17 protein-coding genes are annotated in these 19,417 nt (G+C 38.6%); 12 read left to right on the top strand and 5 right to left on the bottom strand.

Features of this window, described 5'->3' with window-relative positions:
* Positions 1 to 20 precede the first annotated feature (20 nt).
* The 8 genes from M998_RS06650 (at position 21) to M998_RS06615 (ending at position 7,294) form a co-directional block, all read left to right on the top strand.
* Positions 21 to 614: an ATP-binding cassette domain-containing protein gene (locus tag M998_RS06650; protein WP_068908159.1), complete on the top strand. Its 594-nt coding sequence runs from the start codon at positions 21 to 23 to the stop codon at positions 612 to 614.
* A gap of 755 nt (positions 615 to 1,369) precedes the next feature.
* Positions 1,370 to 1,591, top strand: coding sequence for a HEAT repeat domain-containing protein (locus M998_RS06645; protein WP_068441029.1), 222 nt, complete (start codon positions 1,370 to 1,372; stop codon positions 1,589 to 1,591).
* Positions 1,592 to 1,814: 223 nt separating this feature from the next.
* Positions 1,815 to 2,114 (top strand): HdeA/HdeB family chaperone, encoded by a 300-nt coding sequence (locus M998_RS06640; protein WP_068441031.1) that lies wholly within the window; start codon positions 1,815 to 1,817, stop codon positions 2,112 to 2,114.
* A gap of 390 nt (positions 2,115 to 2,504) precedes the next feature.
* Complete coding sequence (locus tag M998_RS06635; protein ID WP_068908135.1) at positions 2,505 to 3,164, top strand: helix-turn-helix transcriptional regulator; 660 nt, start codon at positions 2,505 to 2,507, stop codon at positions 3,162 to 3,164.
* An 11-nt stretch (positions 3,165 to 3,175) separates the two neighbouring features.
* Entirely contained in the window at positions 3,176 to 4,243 is a 1,068-nt protein-coding gene (locus M998_RS06630) for an alanine racemase (RefSeq protein ID WP_068908134.1), read from the top strand.
* 15 nt (positions 4,244 to 4,258) lie between these two features.
* On the top strand, positions 4,259 to 5,419 hold the full coding sequence (locus M998_RS06625) for a M20 family metallopeptidase (RefSeq protein ID WP_068908132.1): 1,161 nt from the start codon (positions 4,259 to 4,261) through the stop codon (positions 5,417 to 5,419).
* Positions 5,420 to 5,428: 9 nt separating this feature from the next.
* The gene (locus tag M998_RS06620; protein WP_068908131.1) at positions 5,429 to 5,893 is read left to right on the top strand and encodes a RidA family protein; all 465 of its coding nucleotides are present in this window, start codon (positions 5,429 to 5,431) and stop codon (positions 5,891 to 5,893) included.
* A gap of 105 nt (positions 5,894 to 5,998) precedes the next feature.
* On the top strand, positions 5,999 to 7,294 hold the full coding sequence (locus M998_RS06615) for an MFS transporter (protein WP_068908130.1): 1,296 nt from the start codon (positions 5,999 to 6,001) through the stop codon (positions 7,292 to 7,294).
* Between the two features lie 55 nt (positions 7,295 to 7,349).
* Here the strand turns inward: M998_RS06615 and M998_RS06610 are convergent, their stop codons facing one another.
* The gene (locus M998_RS06610; RefSeq protein WP_068908129.1) at positions 7,350 to 8,243 is read right to left on the bottom strand and encodes a LysR family transcriptional regulator; all 894 of its coding nucleotides are present in this window, start codon (positions 8,241 to 8,243) and stop codon (positions 7,350 to 7,352) included.
* Positions 8,244 to 8,341: 98 nt separating this feature from the next.
* Here M998_RS06610 and M998_RS06605 point away from each other — a divergent pair, with 98 nt between their 5' ends.
* The 3 genes from M998_RS06605 to M998_RS06595 all read left to right on the top strand — a co-directional run bounded on the left by M998_RS06605 (position 8,342) and on the right by M998_RS06595 (position 11,731).
* Positions 8,342 to 9,676, top strand: coding sequence for an MFS transporter (locus tag M998_RS06605; RefSeq protein WP_068441051.1), 1,335 nt, complete (start codon positions 8,342 to 8,344; stop codon positions 9,674 to 9,676).
* Positions 9,676 to 10,086: a hypothetical protein gene (locus M998_RS06600; RefSeq protein ID WP_068908127.1), complete on the top strand. Its 411-nt coding sequence runs from the start codon at positions 9,676 to 9,678 to the stop codon at positions 10,084 to 10,086. Before M998_RS06605 ends, M998_RS06600 begins: the two co-directional genes overlap by 1 nt.
* 184 nt (positions 10,087 to 10,270) lie before the next feature.
* Entirely contained in the window at positions 10,271 to 11,731 is a 1,461-nt protein-coding gene (locus M998_RS06595; protein WP_068908126.1) for an MFS transporter, read from the top strand.
* A gap of 334 nt (positions 11,732 to 12,065) precedes the next feature.
* Here M998_RS06595 and rpoD read toward each other — a convergent pair whose 3' ends face one another.
* The 3 genes from rpoD to rpsU form a co-directional block, all read right to left on the bottom strand.
* Positions 12,066 to 13,964, bottom strand: coding sequence for an RNA polymerase sigma factor RpoD (gene rpoD / locus M998_RS06590; RefSeq protein ID WP_073890051.1), 1,899 nt, complete (start codon positions 13,962 to 13,964; stop codon positions 12,066 to 12,068).
* Between the two features lie 129 nt (positions 13,965 to 14,093).
* A complete protein-coding gene (dnaG, locus tag M998_RS06585) occupies positions 14,094 to 15,839 on the bottom strand; it encodes a DNA primase (RefSeq protein WP_068908125.1) in 1,746 nt (581 codons plus the stop codon).
* A 116-nt stretch (positions 15,840 to 15,955) separates the two neighbouring features.
* The gene (gene rpsU, locus M998_RS06580) at positions 15,956 to 16,171 is read right to left on the bottom strand and encodes a 30S ribosomal protein S21 (RefSeq protein WP_001144069.1); all 216 of its coding nucleotides are present in this window, start codon (positions 16,169 to 16,171) and stop codon (positions 15,956 to 15,958) included.
* A gap of 458 nt (positions 16,172 to 16,629) precedes the next feature.
* Between rpsU and tsaD the strand changes: the two genes are divergently transcribed.
* Entirely contained in the window at positions 16,630 to 17,652 is a 1,023-nt protein-coding gene (gene tsaD / locus M998_RS06575) for a tRNA (adenosine(37)-N6)-threonylcarbamoyltransferase complex transferase subunit TsaD (RefSeq protein WP_068441066.1), read from the top strand.
* A 55-nt stretch (positions 17,653 to 17,707) separates the two neighbouring features.
* Here tsaD and M998_RS06570 read toward each other — a convergent pair whose 3' ends face one another.
* The gene (locus M998_RS06570) at positions 17,708 to 19,240 is read right to left on the bottom strand and encodes a methyl-accepting chemotaxis protein (protein WP_068441069.1); all 1,533 of its coding nucleotides are present in this window, start codon (positions 19,238 to 19,240) and stop codon (positions 17,708 to 17,710) included.
* Between the last annotated feature and the right edge of the window lie 177 nt (positions 19,241 to 19,417).

Below are 19,417 nucleotides of genomic sequence, written 5' to 3'. Positions count from 1 at the left end.
AAAATATGGGAACGGAAAGCATACTCGAGGTTAAAAACCTGCGTATTGAACAGAGTGGACAAACGCTTTGGGACAACCTTTCTTTTTCATTAGCCAGTAATGAATGCCTTGGCATTTCGGCTCCCAGCGGTTTCGGTAAAACCACATTAGGGCGTGTTTTAGCCCAGTGGCAAGCACCGACACAAGGCACTATTCTATTTGAAGGCAGGCCATTGACCCCAACAGGTTATTGTCCAATCCAACTTATTTCGCAGCACCCTGAAAAAAGTTTTAACCCTTATCGTAGCGTTGGGGCCAGCCTACATGATGCATGGCAGCCCAATGCAGATTGGTTAGCACAACTTTCGATTAAACCTGAATGGCTACAAAGGCGTCCTTACGAACTGTCGGGGGGGGAACTTGCCCGCATCGCATTACTTAGAGCTCTTGACCCGCGTACTAAAGTATTGATTGCGGATGAAATTACTGCGCAATTAGATGCTCATTTGCAAAAACAAGTTTGGCAATTGCTGAAAAAACTTTCTGAGCAACGCCCCCTAGCAATGATTATCTTTAGTCATAACAAAGTATTACTTGAGAAAGTCTGCACATCGGTTTGGACAGCGAGCCTTTAAGTATAAGTTATTCCGTGATTAAAACAGACTCTCCTTATTTGACAAATGTTATAGAATAATGATGAATTTCTGTTTATTGCGACGTAATACTAAAGCTGCTATTTTTTAGGAAAATAAAAAATGTTCAATTACTTTATTTTTATTTGTCTGACATAAATAACTCACATGAAAAATCAATCATTTGATTTAATAAACAGCTATTTAATCATAATGTTATTTTATAAATAAGCTTTATCGAAATAATGCTCTAAATAATCTAAGCTGTGGATAATAATTGAACTAAATTCCTAATTTAAAAGTAAACTATTTCTCGATTATAACGTTAATAATTAAAATGAATTTGGCTATCTAATTAAATTACAGGCTTGCTATAATCTATATGTTTCTAAAAAATAGTTAAATAGAATGATGCATGGAACCTTGATTGTATGAACTATTTTTTTAATAGTACCTAAAAAATGTGTATTTAATTGAGCGTCTAATTTGGGTGAATTACAACCAGAAATATAATATATATTTATCTATTAATTTTTTCTTATTCTATCTAATCTTTAGCATTAGAAAAATAGACTAAATATTTATACCTAACAGTAAAAAGTATTATTAAGATTAAAAATGTTTGAATATCTTTAGAATATGCATTTTAAGTGTGGTTTCAATATAAACACACGATTATTGGCCATAATATATGCATATGTTATTTTTGATATGATATAAAATTATAATTTAGTTTATTGTTAATAATAAGTAGTGATATGGAAGAGAAAATTATCAAAACGTTGCTTGATTTGACATTCAGAGGAAACGATGATGTGAAAATTGAAGCGATTTCTGCGTTAGGCGACTATAAAGCAACGACTGAACAGCAAGATGCGGTAACTAGGTTAATTGAGTTGTGCCAAGATCCAAATAAAGAGGTTGCAGTCTCTTCGATAAAGTCACTCAGCAAGTTATCAGAGTATTTTGGTAAAAAATAATTTTATATAGGAGTGTTATTTAAATGCAATAAACTCGGTTTAATTGTTATTTTAAAAATTAATGAATAATAAAACTTTGCTTTTATTCGATAGTCTTAATTGTATTTATCTTGTGTACTATATTTTGAGCATCAAAAATAGATTATATGAAAATTAATATAACTATGGTAAAAATAAACAGCCATATAGTTATGCATTATTAATACACATTGAGAGGCTTATAATGAAAAAGATTTTTATCTCGAGTATTTTGGCTGTCACGGCTGCATTTTCTTTTAGTGCAATGGCTGCTGACTCTAATGTTGTTACACCTGAAAAAATGACATGCCAAGAGTTTATTAACTTAAATCCTCAAAGTTGGGCACCTGTTGCATTATGGGTAACTAATCAGGAAACGCAATTTAAAGGTGGAGACTATGTTGCTTTAACTGAGCAAAGCATAGCTGAAGCCCCTCAAATTGTAGAGTTCTGCAAGAAGAAACCAGAAGGGACATTACAAGATTACTTAGCGGCTAAAAAATAATTTATCTCGCCTCATTGCAAGGTGCTTGGTGTTTATACATCTCGCGCCTTGCATTATAGCCCCAACTAAAAATACACCCTGCCTCCGAATACTTAAACAAATTCACCTTTAACCTCTTATTTTTATATCAAAAATCGTTTATCTAACAAAAAGTTTGGTTGGTTATTGTTCCGCATTAAGTGCATTTTTAATGAATGAATCACTTTATCTTGCTGTATTATAAGATATTTAATATTATTTATGGAAGTGCTACAATTTATCCTTATTGACGAGAACAGAATATTTGTTAGCCATAATCAAGACGGAGATCACAAATTGCTCAAATCTTGATTGAGTCTCTATAATTATCTAACTAATATTTAGTTAGACTAAAAAAAAGTTTGGTAACATATGAAAATTATTCAGAACAACTTTGAAATGTTTTTGGCCGTGATGAAAGGTGTGGCTGGCCAGTTTGGTGAGAGTTGTGAGGTGGTATTACATGATCACAGTAAAGGGCTCGAAAGTAGCATTGTCGCGATTATTAATGGGCATGTGACTAATCGAAAAGTGGGTGATCCGAGTAGTAATTTAGGCCTCGAGGTTATACGTGGCACAGATGTTGATGGTGATAAATATAATTATTTCACCCAAACAAAAGATGGGAAAATGTTACGTTCAACATCGATATACTTACGAGATGAAGACGGCAAAGTCGCTGGCGCTTTATGTATAAACCAAGATATCTCTGAATTTATTGCGGCAGAAAAAGCGATTCAAAGTATTACACAGCGAAACAGTATTGAGCAAAATACGGTAAAAGAAGTCTTTGTGACTGATGTAAATGAGATATTGGATCACTTGATTCAAGAATGTATGCAAGTAATTAAAGTTCCTGTCATCAATATGACCAAAAAAGACAAAATGGATGCCATAAAATTCTTTGATGATAGAGGGGCTTTCTTAATTAAAAAATCCGGTGAAAAGCTTTGTGAATTTTTAAATATTTCCAAATATACCCTTTATACCTATTTGGCAGAATTAAAGGGAGATGATAATAATGAAAAGTAAGAGAGGTATTTATGCCAATAACGCCTTATGTTGCCTTAGATTTACAGCAACTTGAAAAAAATGTCAGGGGCATGATCGGCAAGCTAATACAGCAGGGAATTGAACATTGGCCGCACATCAAAACGCATAAATCCGTTGAGTTGGCTAAATTTGAAATCGAATGTGGAGCCAGTGGTATTACCTGTGCCACTCTGCATGAAGCAAGCGTAATGGCAAAAGGTGGAATCAATAATATCCTTTTAGCCTACCCAATGGTGGGGGAAGATAAATGCCACCAGTTTGTTCAATTAGCGAAAAACATTAACCTTAGAACTATTGTTGATAGTTTGCTGGGGGCTGAACAACTCGCTAAGGCGGCAAGCCAAGTAAATATTATTATCGATATTTATATTGCCGTTGATTATGGCGCTCATCGAGAAGGCATTCAAATTGAAGATCTTGAGCAATTTGCTTTATCGATTCAAAAACTATCGAGTCTAAATATAATTGGTATGTTTACCTATGCAGGAACAATCTATCAATATAGAACTGAACCCGAAATTCGTAGAGCGGCAAAAGCGGAAGCTGATTTATTATTATTATGTGCACAAAAATTGAAAGCGATAGGAATTAACGCACAAAGAACATCGGGCGGTTCAACTCTATCTTCTTTTTATGCTAATGAGCTTAATGGAATTACGGAGTCACGAGCTGGAAACTTTATTTTTGGTGATATGAATGCCATATATGGGGGCATTTATACACAGAAAGATTGTGCATTAACCATTCGAACTTCTGTAGTGAGTATTCCGGTTGCAGGTTATGCGACTATTGATGCAGGAACAAAAACATTAACTTCTGATCAATCAGCAGAGTCTGGTTTTGGTTATATTGTCGAAAATCCAGATATTAAACTCGTTAAGCTAAACGAAGAACATGGATATTTACGTTATGACCCAGAAAAAATAAAATTAAATATTGGTGATATATTAAATATTATACCAAATCACAGTTGTGTTATTCCAAATTTAACAAATAAAATTTATGCACTGAATAATAATGAGTTTGACCATATTATAATACCAGACGCACGATATTAATTATCGGAGAATAAAATGTATAAATTAAATCATCAGCAACAACATGAGTTGCTAGAGCTTCTTTGTGCCTTAATTCGGTATAAGTCAGAAAATCCACCGGGTGAAGAACAGCAAGTTGCTGAGTTCATTTATCACTATTTTAAACAGGAGAATATTGATGTTGAGCTACAAGAAGTGGCTCCAGGTCGCCCTAATGTTATTGCACATTTAAAAGGTACGGGAACAGGAAAACACGTGCTATTCAATGGCCATATTGATGTTGTACCTTGTGGATGCGGTTGGAGTAGCGATCCCTTTGACCCCTTAATTAAAGATGGAAAAGTATTTGGCCGTGGTGCCGCGGATATGAAATCAGGTGTGGCTGCCATGATGTATGCTGCCACCTTATTAAAGCGCAACCAAGATAAATTCACTGGGAATTTAACCTTAGTTTTTAATGTTGATGAAGAACGAATTAATCTGGGTATGTTGCATTATATTAAAAATGGAATATCAGCGGATTATGCCATTATTGGTGAGCCAACATCACTAGATGTTTGTATTGCCCATAAAGGTGTCAGTCGCTATAACTTGAGTACTAAAGGTACCGCGGGTCATGCGGCCAAAACGCGTTACCCTGATAGTGCTATCGTTAAAATGTCGAAAATTTTACCTGCACTCGAACAGCATCGTTTATCTGTTGAGGAGATTGAGCACCCATTATTAGGCAATGCTTCGATGATTATCACCACAATAAATGGCGGGACAGCACCTAATATTGTTCCGCAACATTGTGATATCGAAATAGATAGAAGATTAGTCCCCGGAGAAAATCAGCAGGAAATAGTACAAAAAATACATCAGGCTATTGCTGAATATAATGGTGGTGAAAAAATAGAGTATGATCTTAATAACTATTTATTTATCCCTGCATCAGATATCCCTGCGGATCATGAGCTCACGATGACAGCATTGGATACGGTGAGTAAATTTACTCAAAGAGATGCTCAGCCTCAAATATTCGAAGCAACCTGTGAGGCACCTTTTTTCTCTGTAACCAGTAATATTCCAACATTGATACTGGGGCCTGGCGGATTAGCACAAGCGCATATTAAAGATGAGTTTGTTGAAATATTAGAATTAAACTTTGCTGCCGAAATATATTATGACATGGCAAAAAATTTATTAAATAAATAGGATGAAGTAATGCTCATTGAAAAAAAATTAGAAGAAAAAGGAATTAAACTTGCCACACCAGGGGCACCAAAGTTTTCATATGTGTCAATTAAGCAATATGGTGATTTACTCTATACTTCCGGACACGACTGCCAGAGTAATGGTGCCTTAATTTATCAAGGAACGCTTGGAAAGGAATTAACCATTGAGCAAGGAAGAGAAGCCGCTAAACAATGTATTATTAATATATTTTCATCCTTAAAGGCTCATTTAGGTGATTTAGATAGAATTGATGAATGCATTAAATTACTTGGTTTTGTACAAAGTACTAATGAATTTAAAAATCAGCCACAAGTTATGAATGGCGCTTCGGATTTTTTGATTGAAATATTAGGAGAAAAAGGCAAACACGCTCGCTCAGCAATAGGGACAAATACATTGCCATTTGATACGCCAGTAGAAATAGAATTAATATTAAAAATTAAACCTGAATAATAGATTAACAATAACGTAATATTAAAAAAATCATATTAATAATATAAAAATGAGGAATATATTTTTATTCCTTAAGATCCCGTTACGTCTTAAAGGTACTTAACTATGTCACTACACGCGAGTAAAAGATTAAAGCGTTGGCAATTTATTGCGCTAACATTCTTGTTGATAGCAGGCATTATTAATTTTCTTGATAGAGCCTCACTGTCAATTGCTAACTCAACAATCAGTAAAGAATTAGGATTTAGCGCAACCCAAATGGGGCTGCTACTCTCTGTTTTTTCTTTTGGTTATGCCTTATGTCAATTACCTATTGGCATGGTCATGGAGCGATTTGGTGTTAAAAAGATTTATGGCTTCGGGCTATTTCTTTGGTCATTAGCACAAACAGTCACCGGGTTCTTATCCTCTTTTACGCACCTTGTTATTGCCCGTGTTTTCTTAGGAATTGGTGAAGCGCCACATTTACCAACTGGCGTGAAAGTCGTCAATGATTGGTACAATATTCGTGAAAGAGGGCTGCCAATGGGGATTGTTAATATGTCCTCTACATTGGCTCAAGCATTAGCACCTCCTTTGCTGATTGCGCTGATGCTTGCATTTGGTTGGCGTACCATGTTCATTATTATTGGTATCAGCGGTATTATTTTATCTATTCTTTGGTTTATGTTTTACCGTAACCGTGAACAATTAGACTTAACAGACGAAGAACTAAATTATTTAAATGATGGCGCGCCGCCTTCATCAACCAATAAAGTGACTTTTAAAGAGTGGGCTTCATTATTTAAACAACGCTCTTTATGGGGAATGATTATTGGTTTCAATGGGGTAGGTTATATGGTTTGGCTGTATTTAACTTGGCTACCCGCTTATCTTGAAAACTCACGTGGGCTTAGTTTAGAAAAAATAGGTTGGGTCGCTGCAATTCCATTCTTATTTGGGGCTTTAGGGATGCTAGTCAATGGCGTTATCGCTGACTGGGTCGTTAAGCGCGGTGCCGATAAAATGAAAAGCCGTAAATGGATGATTTGTTTAGGTCTATTATTTGCCGCTATGTTTACTTTACCTGCCGCTTATACCGATAGCACATTCTCTGCGGTTGCATGCATTAGTCTGGCACTCTTTTCTATTCACTTTGCCGGAACGTCAGCGTGGGGGTTAATCTTAGTTTCCGTTCCTTCCCGTTTGATTACATCAGTAAGTGGTATTCAGAATTTTGGTGGGTTTATTGGCGGCTCTTTCGCTCCGATTATTACAGGCATTATTGTTGATAAAACCCATTCGTTTACTTTAGCCTTAGTGGTGTGCGCAGCTGTGGCATTTTTAGCATCATTGGTTTACTTCTTCTTTGTTAATGAGCCAATTAAAGACCCTGCGGAGATGGAGTTAAAATCGGCTTAAATATTTTATAGCTTTTCATTAAGGCGGTCATTTTTTAAGTGGCTGCCTTTTGTATTTAAACGATGAGATGGCTAACCAAAAAATCAATAAATGCCCGCGTTTTTGCGGGTAATGCAACGGTGTTTGGGTAGAGTAACTGAATGTTTTGAGTCGGTAATTTAAATTCAGGTAATAAGCGAATTAAACGCTTTTGCTTAATATCATCATTGACTAGCCAAGCGGGGCAAATAGCAACTCCCAAAGAAGCCAATACCATTTGATGAATAACCGCTGCCGAATTAGAGTCGTATTGGCTTTTTATCGCAGGTAATGGAATTTTTTCACCTTTACTATTTTGAAGTAAATATTGAGTATCTTGCCAGTTTAATAAGCTGTGAGTGATCCAAGGAACATCGGCCAAATCGGCAACATTCTCTATTGGATAAGTATCGACAAATTGAGGTGTCGCAACGAGATAAATAGGGTACTCACCAACTTTTCGTGTTTTTAGTGATGAGTTTTTTAAATTACCTAACCTAATTGCCATATCTAATTTTTCAGTAACCAAATCATCGAGAGATGAATTAAATGAATATTGCACGCGTAGTTTAGGATAAAGGCGACAAAATTCAGGTAACAGAGGCAAAATAAATCGCTGGCCAAATTCATTGGTGGACGAGAAACGTAATAATCCCGTCACGCTAGTTCCGAGGTTTTGGCTTCGCTCAAAAGCCTCTTCAATTTGAAGTTGAATGCGTTTGAAATCATCATAAAAATATTTCCCAACCTCGGTCAACGCGATATTACGAGTGTTACGGGTTAATAAACTGATATTTAATTGAGTTTCTAGCTGCTTAATATCAATACTAATCATTGAGCGGCTCATTCCCAAAATATCGGCAGCTTTGGTAAATGATCCTGAATCAACCACCTGTAAAAAACTCATAATTTGCTTAAGATTTCTTTGCATAATTAAGTCTATTGTTTGTTTTTATTAAACAATGATTTTACTGCGCTTGCATCGACAAAGATAGGGCTAAACCCTATTCTTTGCCGCCGGAGGTCGTTATGTCTTATCGATATAAAATCGCAACAGTATTCTTAATTGGATTCTTTATAGATTGTATTAATATTTTTATGTCAGCAATTGCTTTGCCTGACATAGCCGCATCATTTTCTACCAGCCAATCAATGGTCGCTTGGGTAGCTAATGGCTACATTCTAGGTTTAGTGCTAATTATGCCAATAAGCCTATGGTTAGCAGGAAGGCTTGGTAATCAAAAGTTGTTATGTTATTCGATGTTATTATTTTCCATTAGTGTTTGGTTATGTGGTTTCAGTGATTCCATTTATAGCCTTATTTTTTGGCGTTTTGTTCAAGGTATGTCTGGGGGGTTATTAATCCCTGTGGGGCAAGCTCTGGTATTTGCCTTATTTCCAGGGAGTGAGCGTCACCGTATTTCTACTTTAATTATGGCAGTGGCACTCATTGCTCCCGCGTTCTCACCTGCACTTGGTGGGATTATTATTGATTCGCTATCATGGCGTTGGGTCTTTTATTCTAATCTCCCGTTCTCAATACTTGCCGCTGCATTAGCTTGGTTTTGGGTAAAAAATAGCGAGCGTCAAGAAAGGGAGAAACCCGATATCTTTGGTTTATTAATGGTCAGTGTTAGCTTACTAAGCTTGTTACTATCATTCTCTTTTTATAATGATTATCACAGTATTTCTTTAGCTGTTAGCAGCTTTATATTCTCAGTTGTTATGTTGTTTTTGTATATTCAGTACGCCAAAAAATGCCAAGCGCCAATACTTAATCTTCAATTATTGAAAAATTATAATTTAAGAAATGCATTTATTGTTTATTACGCTGTTCCGGGAATTTTTACTGGGGTTAACTTACTCAATATTTTTAATTTACAAATAAACCTTGGTTTTAATGCAGGGCAAACGGGCTTATTTATGCTGATATATGCCGCAGGAGCATTAGTCTCCATGCTAAGTGGCGGGCACCTTTATCATCGTATAGGAAAAAAGCGTTTATTTGTTGTAGGTATCATATTGCATAGCGTTGGTATATTTCTTTTATTTTTAGTATCGAGTTATACCGATTTAAGCATACTTATTTTTGCTTATCTATTAATGGGAATGGGGGGAGGCCTTAGTGCGAACACCGCACAGATCAGTTCATTAATTGATTTCGCGGATAAAGATTTATTACAGGGTAGCGTACTTTGGAATATCAATCGACAGGTTGCATTCAGTGTTGGAACGGTCGTATTAATTTCCATCTTTAGCCTATTCACTATTCAAAGTGATTTAACCCGCTATCAATACACTTTTTTGGTCGCATCAGTACTTGGCCTATTATCATTAATTTCAGTATTTAAAGGAAAAGCCTAATGAGTAAAATGAATAAAGCAATACAAAGCGTGGTAGACCTACATATTCTCATTGAAAATGTTTTTACTGGCAGCAATGGGGAAGAAAGCCTTAAGCCACTGTTATCAAGCTTTAGTGATGACTTTAAAATGGTAACAATTCAAGGAAACCGTATTGGATTAGCGGAGGTGACTGCCTTGTTTAGCCAAAATGTAGGTAAAAAGCCTTTATTAAAGATAACGATGCATAATATTACTCCGTTGTTTGAGTCAGAAGATTTGTGTTGGATTCAATATCAAGAGCAGCAACAAACAGAAGGTGCAGATACATTACGAACATCGGTAGCGGGTATCAAAGTTGAAAATGAAGAATGCATTTGGGTTTATTTACACGAGACGCCTGCACTAATTAACGCGTTGAGCTGTAGCTAAATTTATATCTATCATACTTCAAGTTGTAGGGCGGTTAATTATACTTAACGATCTACACCTTGAAGTATTTTGGATATTTATTCCATTAAGGCGATATTAATAATGATATTTATTCTCATTTATAATTGACCGTCGGTCGGTCGATGTTTATGATGCGCTCATGACCAAAAATGAGGCTTAAAATATGAGACGTATTTTTTTGATCCTAGCGGTTTGTCTGGGAACATTTATGGCAACGCTGGATATTAGCATTGTGAATGTGGCTTTACCTGCAATAGGGCAAGATTTAGATGCAAATATGTCAATGCTACAGTGGATCATTGATTCTTATGCACTTTGCTTATCGGCACTTATATTATCGATCGGGCCAATTAGTGACCGTTATGGCAGGAAAAAAATTTGGCTGCTCGGTATTGTCATTTTTACGTTAGGTTCTGGAATTTGTGCTTTTTCAGTTACATCAAATATGCTGATAGTAGGGCGTATCGTCCAAGGGGTTGCTGCGGCAGCGTTAATTCCAGGGGCACTTTCTATTATTACACAAGCATTTACCAATGATATTGAGCGAATAAAAATTATTGGTATTTGGTCGGCTGTTAGCGCGCTTTCATTAATTATTGGTCCAATACTTGGCGGGTTTTTGGTCGACACCTTGAATTGGACGACCATTTTTTTGATTAATATTCCAATAGGGCTATTAACATTGCTATTAGGGTGGTTAGGCATTAATGAAAGTGCAGATCCCGATAAAGCGGCATTTGATCCACTCGGGCAATTACTCAGTATTATTGCATTAGGTGGGATCACTTTTGCCTTAATTGAGGCTGGGGACAAAGGTTGGGGAAATTATTTCACACTCAGTGGATTAACGCTCGGTCTAGCTGCATCCTTTTGCTTTGTTTGGGTTGAATTAAAAGTGAGTAAGCCGCTTCTGCCTCTTTTTCTATTTAAGAAAAATGCCTTTTTCTTTCAATACAATATGGCTTCATTTGCGCTCGGTTTTGCAACCTACAGTAATGTTTTTTTTATCGCATTATTTTTACAAAAAGGGCAAGGGTGGGGGGCGTTAGAGGCCGGTTTAAGAATATCGCCCGAATTTATTGCAATGGCTATTTTTTCATTTTCTTTTGGCAAACTATCACGCTATTTAAGTGTACGAAACTTAATGATTGTCGGCTTTATTTTAATTGCAACGGCATCGATTATGTTTACGCGTGTTAACTCAGATACCGCATATTTACCCATTGCGGTGATACTTTTTATATTAGGCGCGGGTATGGGCATGGCAACACCCGCAATTAGCGCGTTGGTCATGGCGAGTGTTGAAAGGTCCTATTCAGGCATTGCTTCTGCGGTGATGAATGCCCTGCGACAAACAGGAATGACGCTAGGTATTGCGTTGTTAGGAACTTTAATGACTCATCGCGCCGTAGACGTGCTATTACGTGATAACCGATTAGTATCCATCATGTCATCACAGGAAATTGAGCAACTAGTTAATGGTTCGGCTCATATGCCATCGACATTTATTGAACAAGTGACGCGTTCTGCTTTTGTTTCTGGTTTTAACTTAGCGATGTTAGGCGGTGCGATAGCAATTATGGCAACGCTATGCTTAATGATGAAAAAGAGATTGGCGAATTAGCCTAGGGGCTGTTAATCTTTGCTGCTTATTTTTACAACCTAAAAAGAGTAATAAACAATCACTTCAATTGAAATTTGTAGTGATTATCGAAAATAATCACTATTTCAACTAAAAAAGCGATCAAAAGCTGCCCTTCAGGTTCGATTAAAGAACGTTTCACTCATTTTATTCTACGTTGAGTGGCTCTTGCTTAGTTCACTAAGCGGCGAACCTCTCGCCTTGCCTAAAAGGTCTTTAATTCGAATAAAAATTGACCTTCAAAGATCAACAGCCCCTAGTTTAGATAAAAAAAAACACCTGCCAGAGCAGGTGTTTTTAACGGCTTTATCGAAAATTATTCATCAAGGAAACTGCGCAGAACTTCTGAGCGGCTTGGATGACGTAATTTACGCAGCGCTTTCGCTTCAATCTGACGAATACGTTCACGGGTAACGTCGAATTGCTTGCCCACTTCCTCAAGGGTGTGGTCAGTATTCATATCGATACCAAAACGCATACGCAGAACTTTCGCTTCACGAGCTGTTAAACCAGCTAATACTTCGTGAGTTGCGGAGCGTAGACTCTCTGACGTTGCAGAATCTAAAGGCAATTCTAAAGTAGTATCTTCAATGAAATCACCTAAATGTGAATCTTCATCATCACCGATTGGTGTCTCCATTGAGATAGGTTCTTTAGCAATTTTTAGCACTTTACGAATTTTATCTTCCGGCATTAGCATGCGCTCAGCCAGTTCTTCTGGCGATGGCTCACGGCCCATTTCTTGCAGCATTTGGCGAGAGATACGGTTCAACTTATTGATAGTCTCAATCATATGAACCGGAATACGAATGGTGCGTGCCTGATCCGCGATTGAACGAGTGATAGCCTGACGGATCCACCAAGTTGCATAAGTTGAGAACTTATAGCCACGGCGGTATTCAAACTTATCAACCGCTTTCATCAAGCCGATGTTACCTTCTTGAATCAAGTCGAGGAACTGTAGCCCACGGTTGGTGTATTTCTTCGCGATAGAAATAACCAAACGTAAGTTTGCTTCAACCATTTCTTTCTTCGCACGGCGCGCTTTCGCTTCACCGATAGACATACGACGGTTGATATCTTTAACTTGCTCAATTGTCAGGCCAGTTTCTTCTTCAATTTGACGCAATCTTTGCAAGCAGCGCAGAATTTCTTCTTCAACTTCAAGCAGTTTTTCAGACCATGGCTTGTTCATTGCTTTGGCAGCAGTCAACCAAGTCTCGCTGGTCTCATTACCACTAAATAAAGTGATGAAGTTTTTCTTTGGCATTTTGCACTGTTCAACACAGAATCTCATGATGGTACGTTCTTGAGTACGTACTCTGTCCATCATTTCACGCATGTTGTTGACGAGATAGTCAAATTGCTTCGGTACTAGGCGGAACTCCTTGAAGACTTCAGAAAGCTCTTCAATAGCGGCCGCTGTTTTCTTATCACTACGCCCATATTGTTTAATATGTTGACGCGTTTTTTCATACTGCACTCGAAGATCAGAGAATTTTTGACGCGCTAATTCAGGGTCGATGCTGTTATCGTCTTCAGCTTCTTCCTCTTCCTCGTCTTCATCTTCATCTTCATCTTTATCGAGCTCTTCTTTTGGTAATTCAGAGCCAACGTGTGTTGCAGTAGGAGCGATCTCTTCTTCGGCGTTAGGGTCAACAAAGCCAATAATCAGGTCTGATAGACGACTTTCCCCAGCTTCAACACGGTCGTATTGTTCGAGAAGGTAAGTAATGGCTTCAGGGTATTCTGCAACAGAACACTGAACCTGATTGATACCATCCTCGATACGTTTTGCGATATTGATTTCGCCTTCTCGAGTGAGAAGTTCAACGGTTCCCATTTCACGCATATACATACGCACTGGGTCAGTTGTACGGCCAATTTCACTTTCAACACTGGATAATACTTGAGCGGCAGCTTCTGCTGCATCGTCATCTGTATCGGAAGTATTTTCAGCCAAAATTAAATCATCAGCATCAGGTGCTTCTTCCATGACCTGGATGCCCATGTCATTGATCATCTGGATGATATCTTCGATTTGATCTGAATCGACGATATCTTCCGGCAGATGGTCGTTGACCTCAGCATAGGTTAAATAACCTTGCTCTTTACCCTTGGTGACGAGTAGCTTAAGCTGCGACTGCGGGTTTTGCTCCATAAGACGGTATCCACACTTCTGAGTATTTAGATTGGTGTCGGTCGGCGAAACTATCGGCCAACAAGAACATATAAAGGGTATTTTTATTATTTGCTACGCCCTTTATATTTCGTAGCATTTTAAGGCATCTGCCTTGTTTTATGCGGCACTTAAGCCGTTTTGTATACTAATTCTAGAATCTGTTTATGTATTCATTCGAGAAAGCGTAATTAAATGAACCTCTTCGCGCTCTTCAGGGGTCAGCCTTTCAGTTCGAGCTTTCGCCATTAAATAGTCGAAACGTTCGCTAAGGGCGCTGTTAAATAGATGGTTTAATGCATCTATAAAGGTATTTTCCGCTATCTCCTCTATCTCTATATCGTTCCAAGTTGCCAGTTTTTCAAGCTGTTTTGCATATTTATTATCGCGATAGCTTTCTAACAACTGCCCAGTCGTCATTCCGGGGGTAGAACGGCATACATCAACCAATTCCTGAAATAGAGAAAGCCCCGGCATTTGTATATGGGCAATTCCCTCTAATGAGGGAACGAGATCCGAAAGGTTCGGATTTTGTACCAACAACGCGATAAGTATTCGCATTGTCGTCGGTTTCAGTTTTGGCGCCTGATAATTTGAAGGTTCAACGTTCTCTCTATCAATCATAGCAAGAACTTGAGAAATATCCGGTATACCAATAAAATTTCCTAATTCTTGCGCCATATAAAGGCGCAGAGTCTCACCTGGTATCTGTTTTATCAATGGGATAGCAAGCTTACTAAATTTTGCTCTCCCTTCAGGTATTTTTAAATCAACCTGAGGCACCAGTGAATCAAATAGAAACGTCGAAAGAGTTTGTGCACTTTGCATTCGCTGCTCAAATGCATCTTTACCTTCTTTACGCACTAATGAATCAGGGTCTTCGCCATCAGGTAAAAACATAAAACGCAGTTGACGACCATCGCTAAGATAAGGGAGTGCGGTTTCGAGTGCGCGCCATGCGGCTTCTCTACCGGCTCGGTCTCCGTCATAACAGCAAATTACCGTGTCTGTTGAGCGATATAATAATTGGATATGCTCAGATGTTGTTGAGGTTCCCAGTGAAGCAACCGCATAGCGGATGTCATACTGAGCCAGAGCAACAACGTCCATATAGCCTTCAACAACCAGTAGTTTTGTTAGGTCGTTACTATTTTTTGTTGCTTCATATAAGCCAAATAATTGCCGGCCTTTATGAAAGATATCTGTTTCTGGTGAGTTTAAATACTTAGGGACTGAATCACCTAATACTCGCCCACCAAAAGCGATAACGCGACCTCGCCTGTCCCTAATGGGAAACATGACTCGCTCTCTAAAGCGATCATACACTCGGCCATTATCATTTGTGACAAGCATGCCTGCATCATCAAGCTGCTTGCGGCTTTCTGGGTTAGTTGCAAATTTCTTGAGCAAATTGTCCCAACCCGGAGGGGCGAAACCTATTGAAAAATGCGCAATAATTTCTGCACTTAAACCACGTTGGCTTAAATAATCGTTGGCTTTATTTGCCGTAGGATGATTTAAGGCAGCGCAGTAAAACTGATTGATTTTCTCCATCAACTGGTAAAGATTTTGCCGTTGATGTAATTCAATTTGGCTTGCACCTGTTCCTTTTTCGTAAGGAACGTCAAGGCCATGAGACGCTGATAATTCTTCTATTGCTTCGACAAAATCAAGTTTGTCGTAATTCATTAAAAAATCGATTGCATTACCATGAGCACCACAACCAAAACAATAATAAAACTGCCTTTCACTATTAACGGTGAAGGAAGGGGTTTTTTCATTGTGGAACGGGCAGCAAGCGTGATGGTTTTTACCCTGTTTCTTTAACGGGACTTTTGCATCGATTAAATCAATGATGTCTGTTCTTGCTAACAAATCATTGATAAATGAACGAGGAATTCGTCCAGCCATAAGCCTCTTTTTCGCCTGTTGATGAACGATAATAAGCCGCGCTTCCTTTAGGAAAGCACGGCCTTTAACTGCTTACTACTACTGTCTGCGGAGGTTGCGATTAGTATCGCAGCCTACTAATACAGACGAGTACGGCGTGCGTTTTCGCGAGCCAGTTTCTTAGCATGACGTTTAACAGCAGATGCTTTAGCGCGTTTACGCTCAGTCGTTGGTTTTTCATAGAATTCACGACGACGAACTTCAGCTAAAACTCCTGCTTTTTCACAGGAACGTTTGAAACGACGTAGTGCAACGTCGAATGGCTCGTTTTCACGTACTTTAATTACAGGCATGTGCCTCTCACCTCAATAGAAATCGGTTTGTCGCTGGTATGGATTCACCAGCCTTCATTTAAAATGGTGCGGAATTTTACTTCAATGAGTACGGGTTTGTAAAGTGCCGTATAAAATTGAATCACATAAAATTAGCTGTTTTGTGATTGCGATGATGAAAAAGCAAGCAAAACCAGATAATAATGAGAATTAGCCACACGAAATTTTTATTACAGGAGGTTGATTATAGACTATACAGTAAGGAAAGTCAGCCTTTTGCCAACATAAATTACACGATAATGCGAATTTAGTGATAGACTCGTCAGTCTTCGGGTTGCCTGCTGTTGATGAATACATCGCGAGTGAAAATATTGTGTAATTTACTTTACTACAGTATGAGTATGCACCTTGAATCTCCTGAGTCTAACTGAATAAATTTAGTCATAACTTACTGCCATGCAATAAACAAGGGTAGGGCAATGCGCGTTTTAGGTATTGAAACATCTTGCGATGAAACTGGTATCGCAATCTATGATGATCAACAGGGTCTATTAGCTAACCAACTATACAGCCAAATTAAAGTTCATGCTGACTACGGTGGTGTCGTGCCTGAGCTAGCTTCTCGCGATCATATTCGTAAAACAGTGCCTTTGATTCAAGCGGCGCTAAAAGAAGCGAATTTGACGAGCGAAGACATTGATGCCGTTGCATATACAGCAGGCCCTGGCCTAGTAGGTGCATTAATGGTTGGGGCAACAGTAGGGCGTTCTTTAGCATTTGCTTGGAATGTACCGGCAGTTGCTGTTCATCACATGGAAGGCCATTTATTAGCGCCGATGCTTGAAGAGAAAAGCCCCGAATTTCCGTTTGTCGCACTGTTAGTTTCGGGGGGGCATACCCAGTTAATTAGCGTGACGGGGATCGGTGAATATGTGTTACTTGGTGAGTCGATAGATGATGCGGCAGGTGAAGCCTTTGACAAAACGGCAAAACTTCTTGGGTTAGATTACCCCGGAGGGCCTGTATTATCACGTATGGCACAGCAAGGTGTTGAAGGTCGTTTCATTTTCCCAAGACCGATGACGGATAGACCAGGGCTTGATTTTAGTTTCTCAGGATTAAAAACTTTCGCCGCTAATACTATTCGTAATAATGCTGATGATGAACAAACTCGCGCTGATATTGCAAGAGCGTTTGAAGATGCGGTGGTTGATACCTTAGCAATCAAATGCAAACGAGCCTTAGAGCAAACAGGTTTTAATCGTTTAGTGATGGCGGGCGGCGTGAGTGCTAACCGTGCACTGCGCGCCAAAATGGAAACTGTGTTGAAACAACGTGGTGGTGAGGTCTTTTATGCTCGCCCTGAATTCTGTACAGACAATGGCGCGATGATCGCTTTAGCTGGACTGATCCGGCTTAAAGGGGGCTCGACAACCGGGTTAGCTGTGACAGTCCGACCGCGTTGGCCGTTAGCGGAATTGCCACCACTTGAGCCTAAATAATAACAAAAATTCCAATAAAGGGCTGATTGTTCAGCCCTTTATTCTATCTATCAGTTTAGTGTAAAATAGTGACTGCATCTTCCAATCGAATAGAACGGTTTCTAACCATATTGGATGTTTCGGTGCTTTGCTCAACTAGCAGGGTACTTTGTTGTGTAATTGATTCTAACTCACTCACAGCTTGAGTGATGTCAGACAAGCCTATGGCTTGCTCCGATGTTGCATGGCTAATATGCGAAATCAATTGAGTGACATTCTGCACTTGATCAACAATATCTTTCATCGTCCTTCCTGCGGTATTCACCTGAACCTTGCCTGAATTTACTTTTTTCTCACAGTCATTTATCAGCTCTCTAATATCATTCACGGCACTGGCACTTCGGCTTGCAAGACTACGAACTTCATTAGCAACAACGGCAAAACCTTTTCCTTGCTCTCCTGCTCTAGCAGCCTCAACGGCAGCATTGAGTGCTAATATATTGGTTTGGAAAGCGATATCTTTAATTACATCAGTAATCGAATTAATTTTACTGGTGCTATGCACGATTTCATCCATCGTATTGACTACCGCATCCATAATGGCTCCACCACTAACGGCGGTTTCACTGGTTTCATTTGAAAGCTTATCGACTTGCGTGGTGTTGTCCGCATTCATTTTTACGGATACCGCCATTTGGTTCATGGTTGCTACAGTTTGTTGCATATAGCCGACTGTTTTCAGGGTGTGCTCATCAAGCTTCCCACAATCATCGACGATAGATTCACTGCCTTTGCGGACATTATCAATTTGTTCCGAAACATCGTTAATAAGCCAGCGGCAAATTAAGCCTAACTGGCCAATTGCACGTAATAATAAACCAATTTCGTCTACTCTATTCATGTGCTTAACGCTGTTACGCTCTCCTCTCGCGATATCGAGCGCTTGTGCGGTTATATTTTCGATAGGTTTTGCAATTGTTCGTTCAAGTAAAAAATTACCGAATACGAGGGTGAAAAATGTGCAAAGGCTTGAGATTAAAAGTGGCATTTCACGTAAGCCAACTAAGAATGCCATTGCCATCCAAACTGCAAACAATAGGCTAGTTAATAAACGGATCCGCCAGCGGGTAGATAGGGTTGAATAGTGGAATAATCTATTTTTTGCTAACAAAATTCCTTTTTGAATTTTTTGTTTGCAGCTATTCTTACTCATCGCGGCATATAGGGATTCAACCGCCGCTATTTCTTGGCGAGTTGCCCTGATTCTAATCGACATGTATCCCGTAATGACGCCTTGCCTTTCCATTGGAATAATATTAGCTCTTACCCAATAGTGGTCACCATTTTTACGCCTATTTTTGACAATTCCCGTCCAAGGTTCACCTTTTTTCAGTGTGGACCACATATCGGCAAATGCTTCTCTGGGCATATCAGGGTGGCGAATAATATTGTGAGGTTTTTGTAGCAATTCATCTAAATCATAGCCACTAACTTGGACAAAGAAATCATTAGTTTGAGTGATGTTTCCTTGAAGATCGCTAGTCGTCATTAGTGTAATGCTTTCGTCTAAGATATGTTCATTTTGAGTGATATAAGGGATTTCGCGCATGTTATTACCATTTTTATAGTTAAGTTTTCCTTTATATAGTCGACAGTTTTTAAATATTCATTAGTAATAATTTTGCAATAATTTAACTTTTTGTTAAAAATGTGCGCTAGCAGCGGTTAATCATGCCAGTAGCACAATTCGCTACTAATACACTTTTAAGTGCAGATATAACGCTTT

This window comes from Providencia heimbachae ATCC 35613, assembly GCF_001655055.1.
Taxonomy (GTDB): Bacteria; Pseudomonadota; Gammaproteobacteria; order Enterobacterales; family Enterobacteriaceae; genus Providencia; species Providencia heimbachae.
This window is presented reverse-complemented; position numbering and strand designations above follow the sequence as displayed.

Coding starts and splice junctions, on each gene's coding strand:
- M998_RS06645 (WP_068441029.1), top strand. CDS start 1,370: ATGGAAGAGAAAATTATCAAAACGTTGCTTGATTTGACATTCAGAGGA.
- M998_RS06640 (WP_068441031.1), top strand. CDS start 1,815: ATGAAAAAGATTTTTATCTCGAGTATTTTGGCTGTCACGGCTGCATTT.
- M998_RS06635 (WP_068908135.1), top strand. CDS start 2,505: ATGAAAATTATTCAGAACAACTTTGAAATGTTTTTGGCCGTGATGAAA.
- M998_RS06630 (WP_068908134.1), top strand. CDS start 3,176: ATGCCAATAACGCCTTATGTTGCCTTAGATTTACAGCAACTTGAAAAA.
- M998_RS06625 (WP_068908132.1), top strand. CDS start 4,259: ATGTATAAATTAAATCATCAGCAACAACATGAGTTGCTAGAGCTTCTT.
- M998_RS06620 (WP_068908131.1), top strand. CDS start 5,429: ATGCTCATTGAAAAAAAATTAGAAGAAAAAGGAATTAAACTTGCCACA.
- M998_RS06615 (WP_068908130.1), top strand. CDS start 5,999: ATGTCACTACACGCGAGTAAAAGATTAAAGCGTTGGCAATTTATTGCG.
- M998_RS06610 (WP_068908129.1), bottom strand. CDS start 8,243: ATGCAAAGAAATCTTAAGCAAATTATGAGTTTTTTACAGGTGGTTGAT.
- M998_RS06605 (WP_068441051.1), top strand. CDS start 8,342: ATGTCTTATCGATATAAAATCGCAACAGTATTCTTAATTGGATTCTTT.
- M998_RS06600 (WP_068908127.1), top strand. CDS start 9,676: ATGAGTAAAATGAATAAAGCAATACAAAGCGTGGTAGACCTACATATT.
- M998_RS06595 (WP_068908126.1), top strand. CDS start 10,271: ATGAGACGTATTTTTTTGATCCTAGCGGTTTGTCTGGGAACATTTATG.
- dnaG (WP_068908125.1), bottom strand. CDS start 15,839: ATGGCTGGACGAATTCCTCGTTCATTTATCAATGATTTGTTAGCAAGA.
- rpsU (WP_001144069.1), bottom strand. CDS start 16,171: ATGCCTGTAATTAAAGTACGTGAAAACGAGCCATTCGACGTTGCACTA.
- tsaD (WP_068441066.1), top strand. CDS start 16,630: ATGCGCGTTTTAGGTATTGAAACATCTTGCGATGAAACTGGTATCGCA.
- M998_RS06570 (WP_068441069.1), bottom strand. CDS start 19,240: ATGCGCGAAATCCCTTATATCACTCAAAATGAACATATCTTAGACGAA.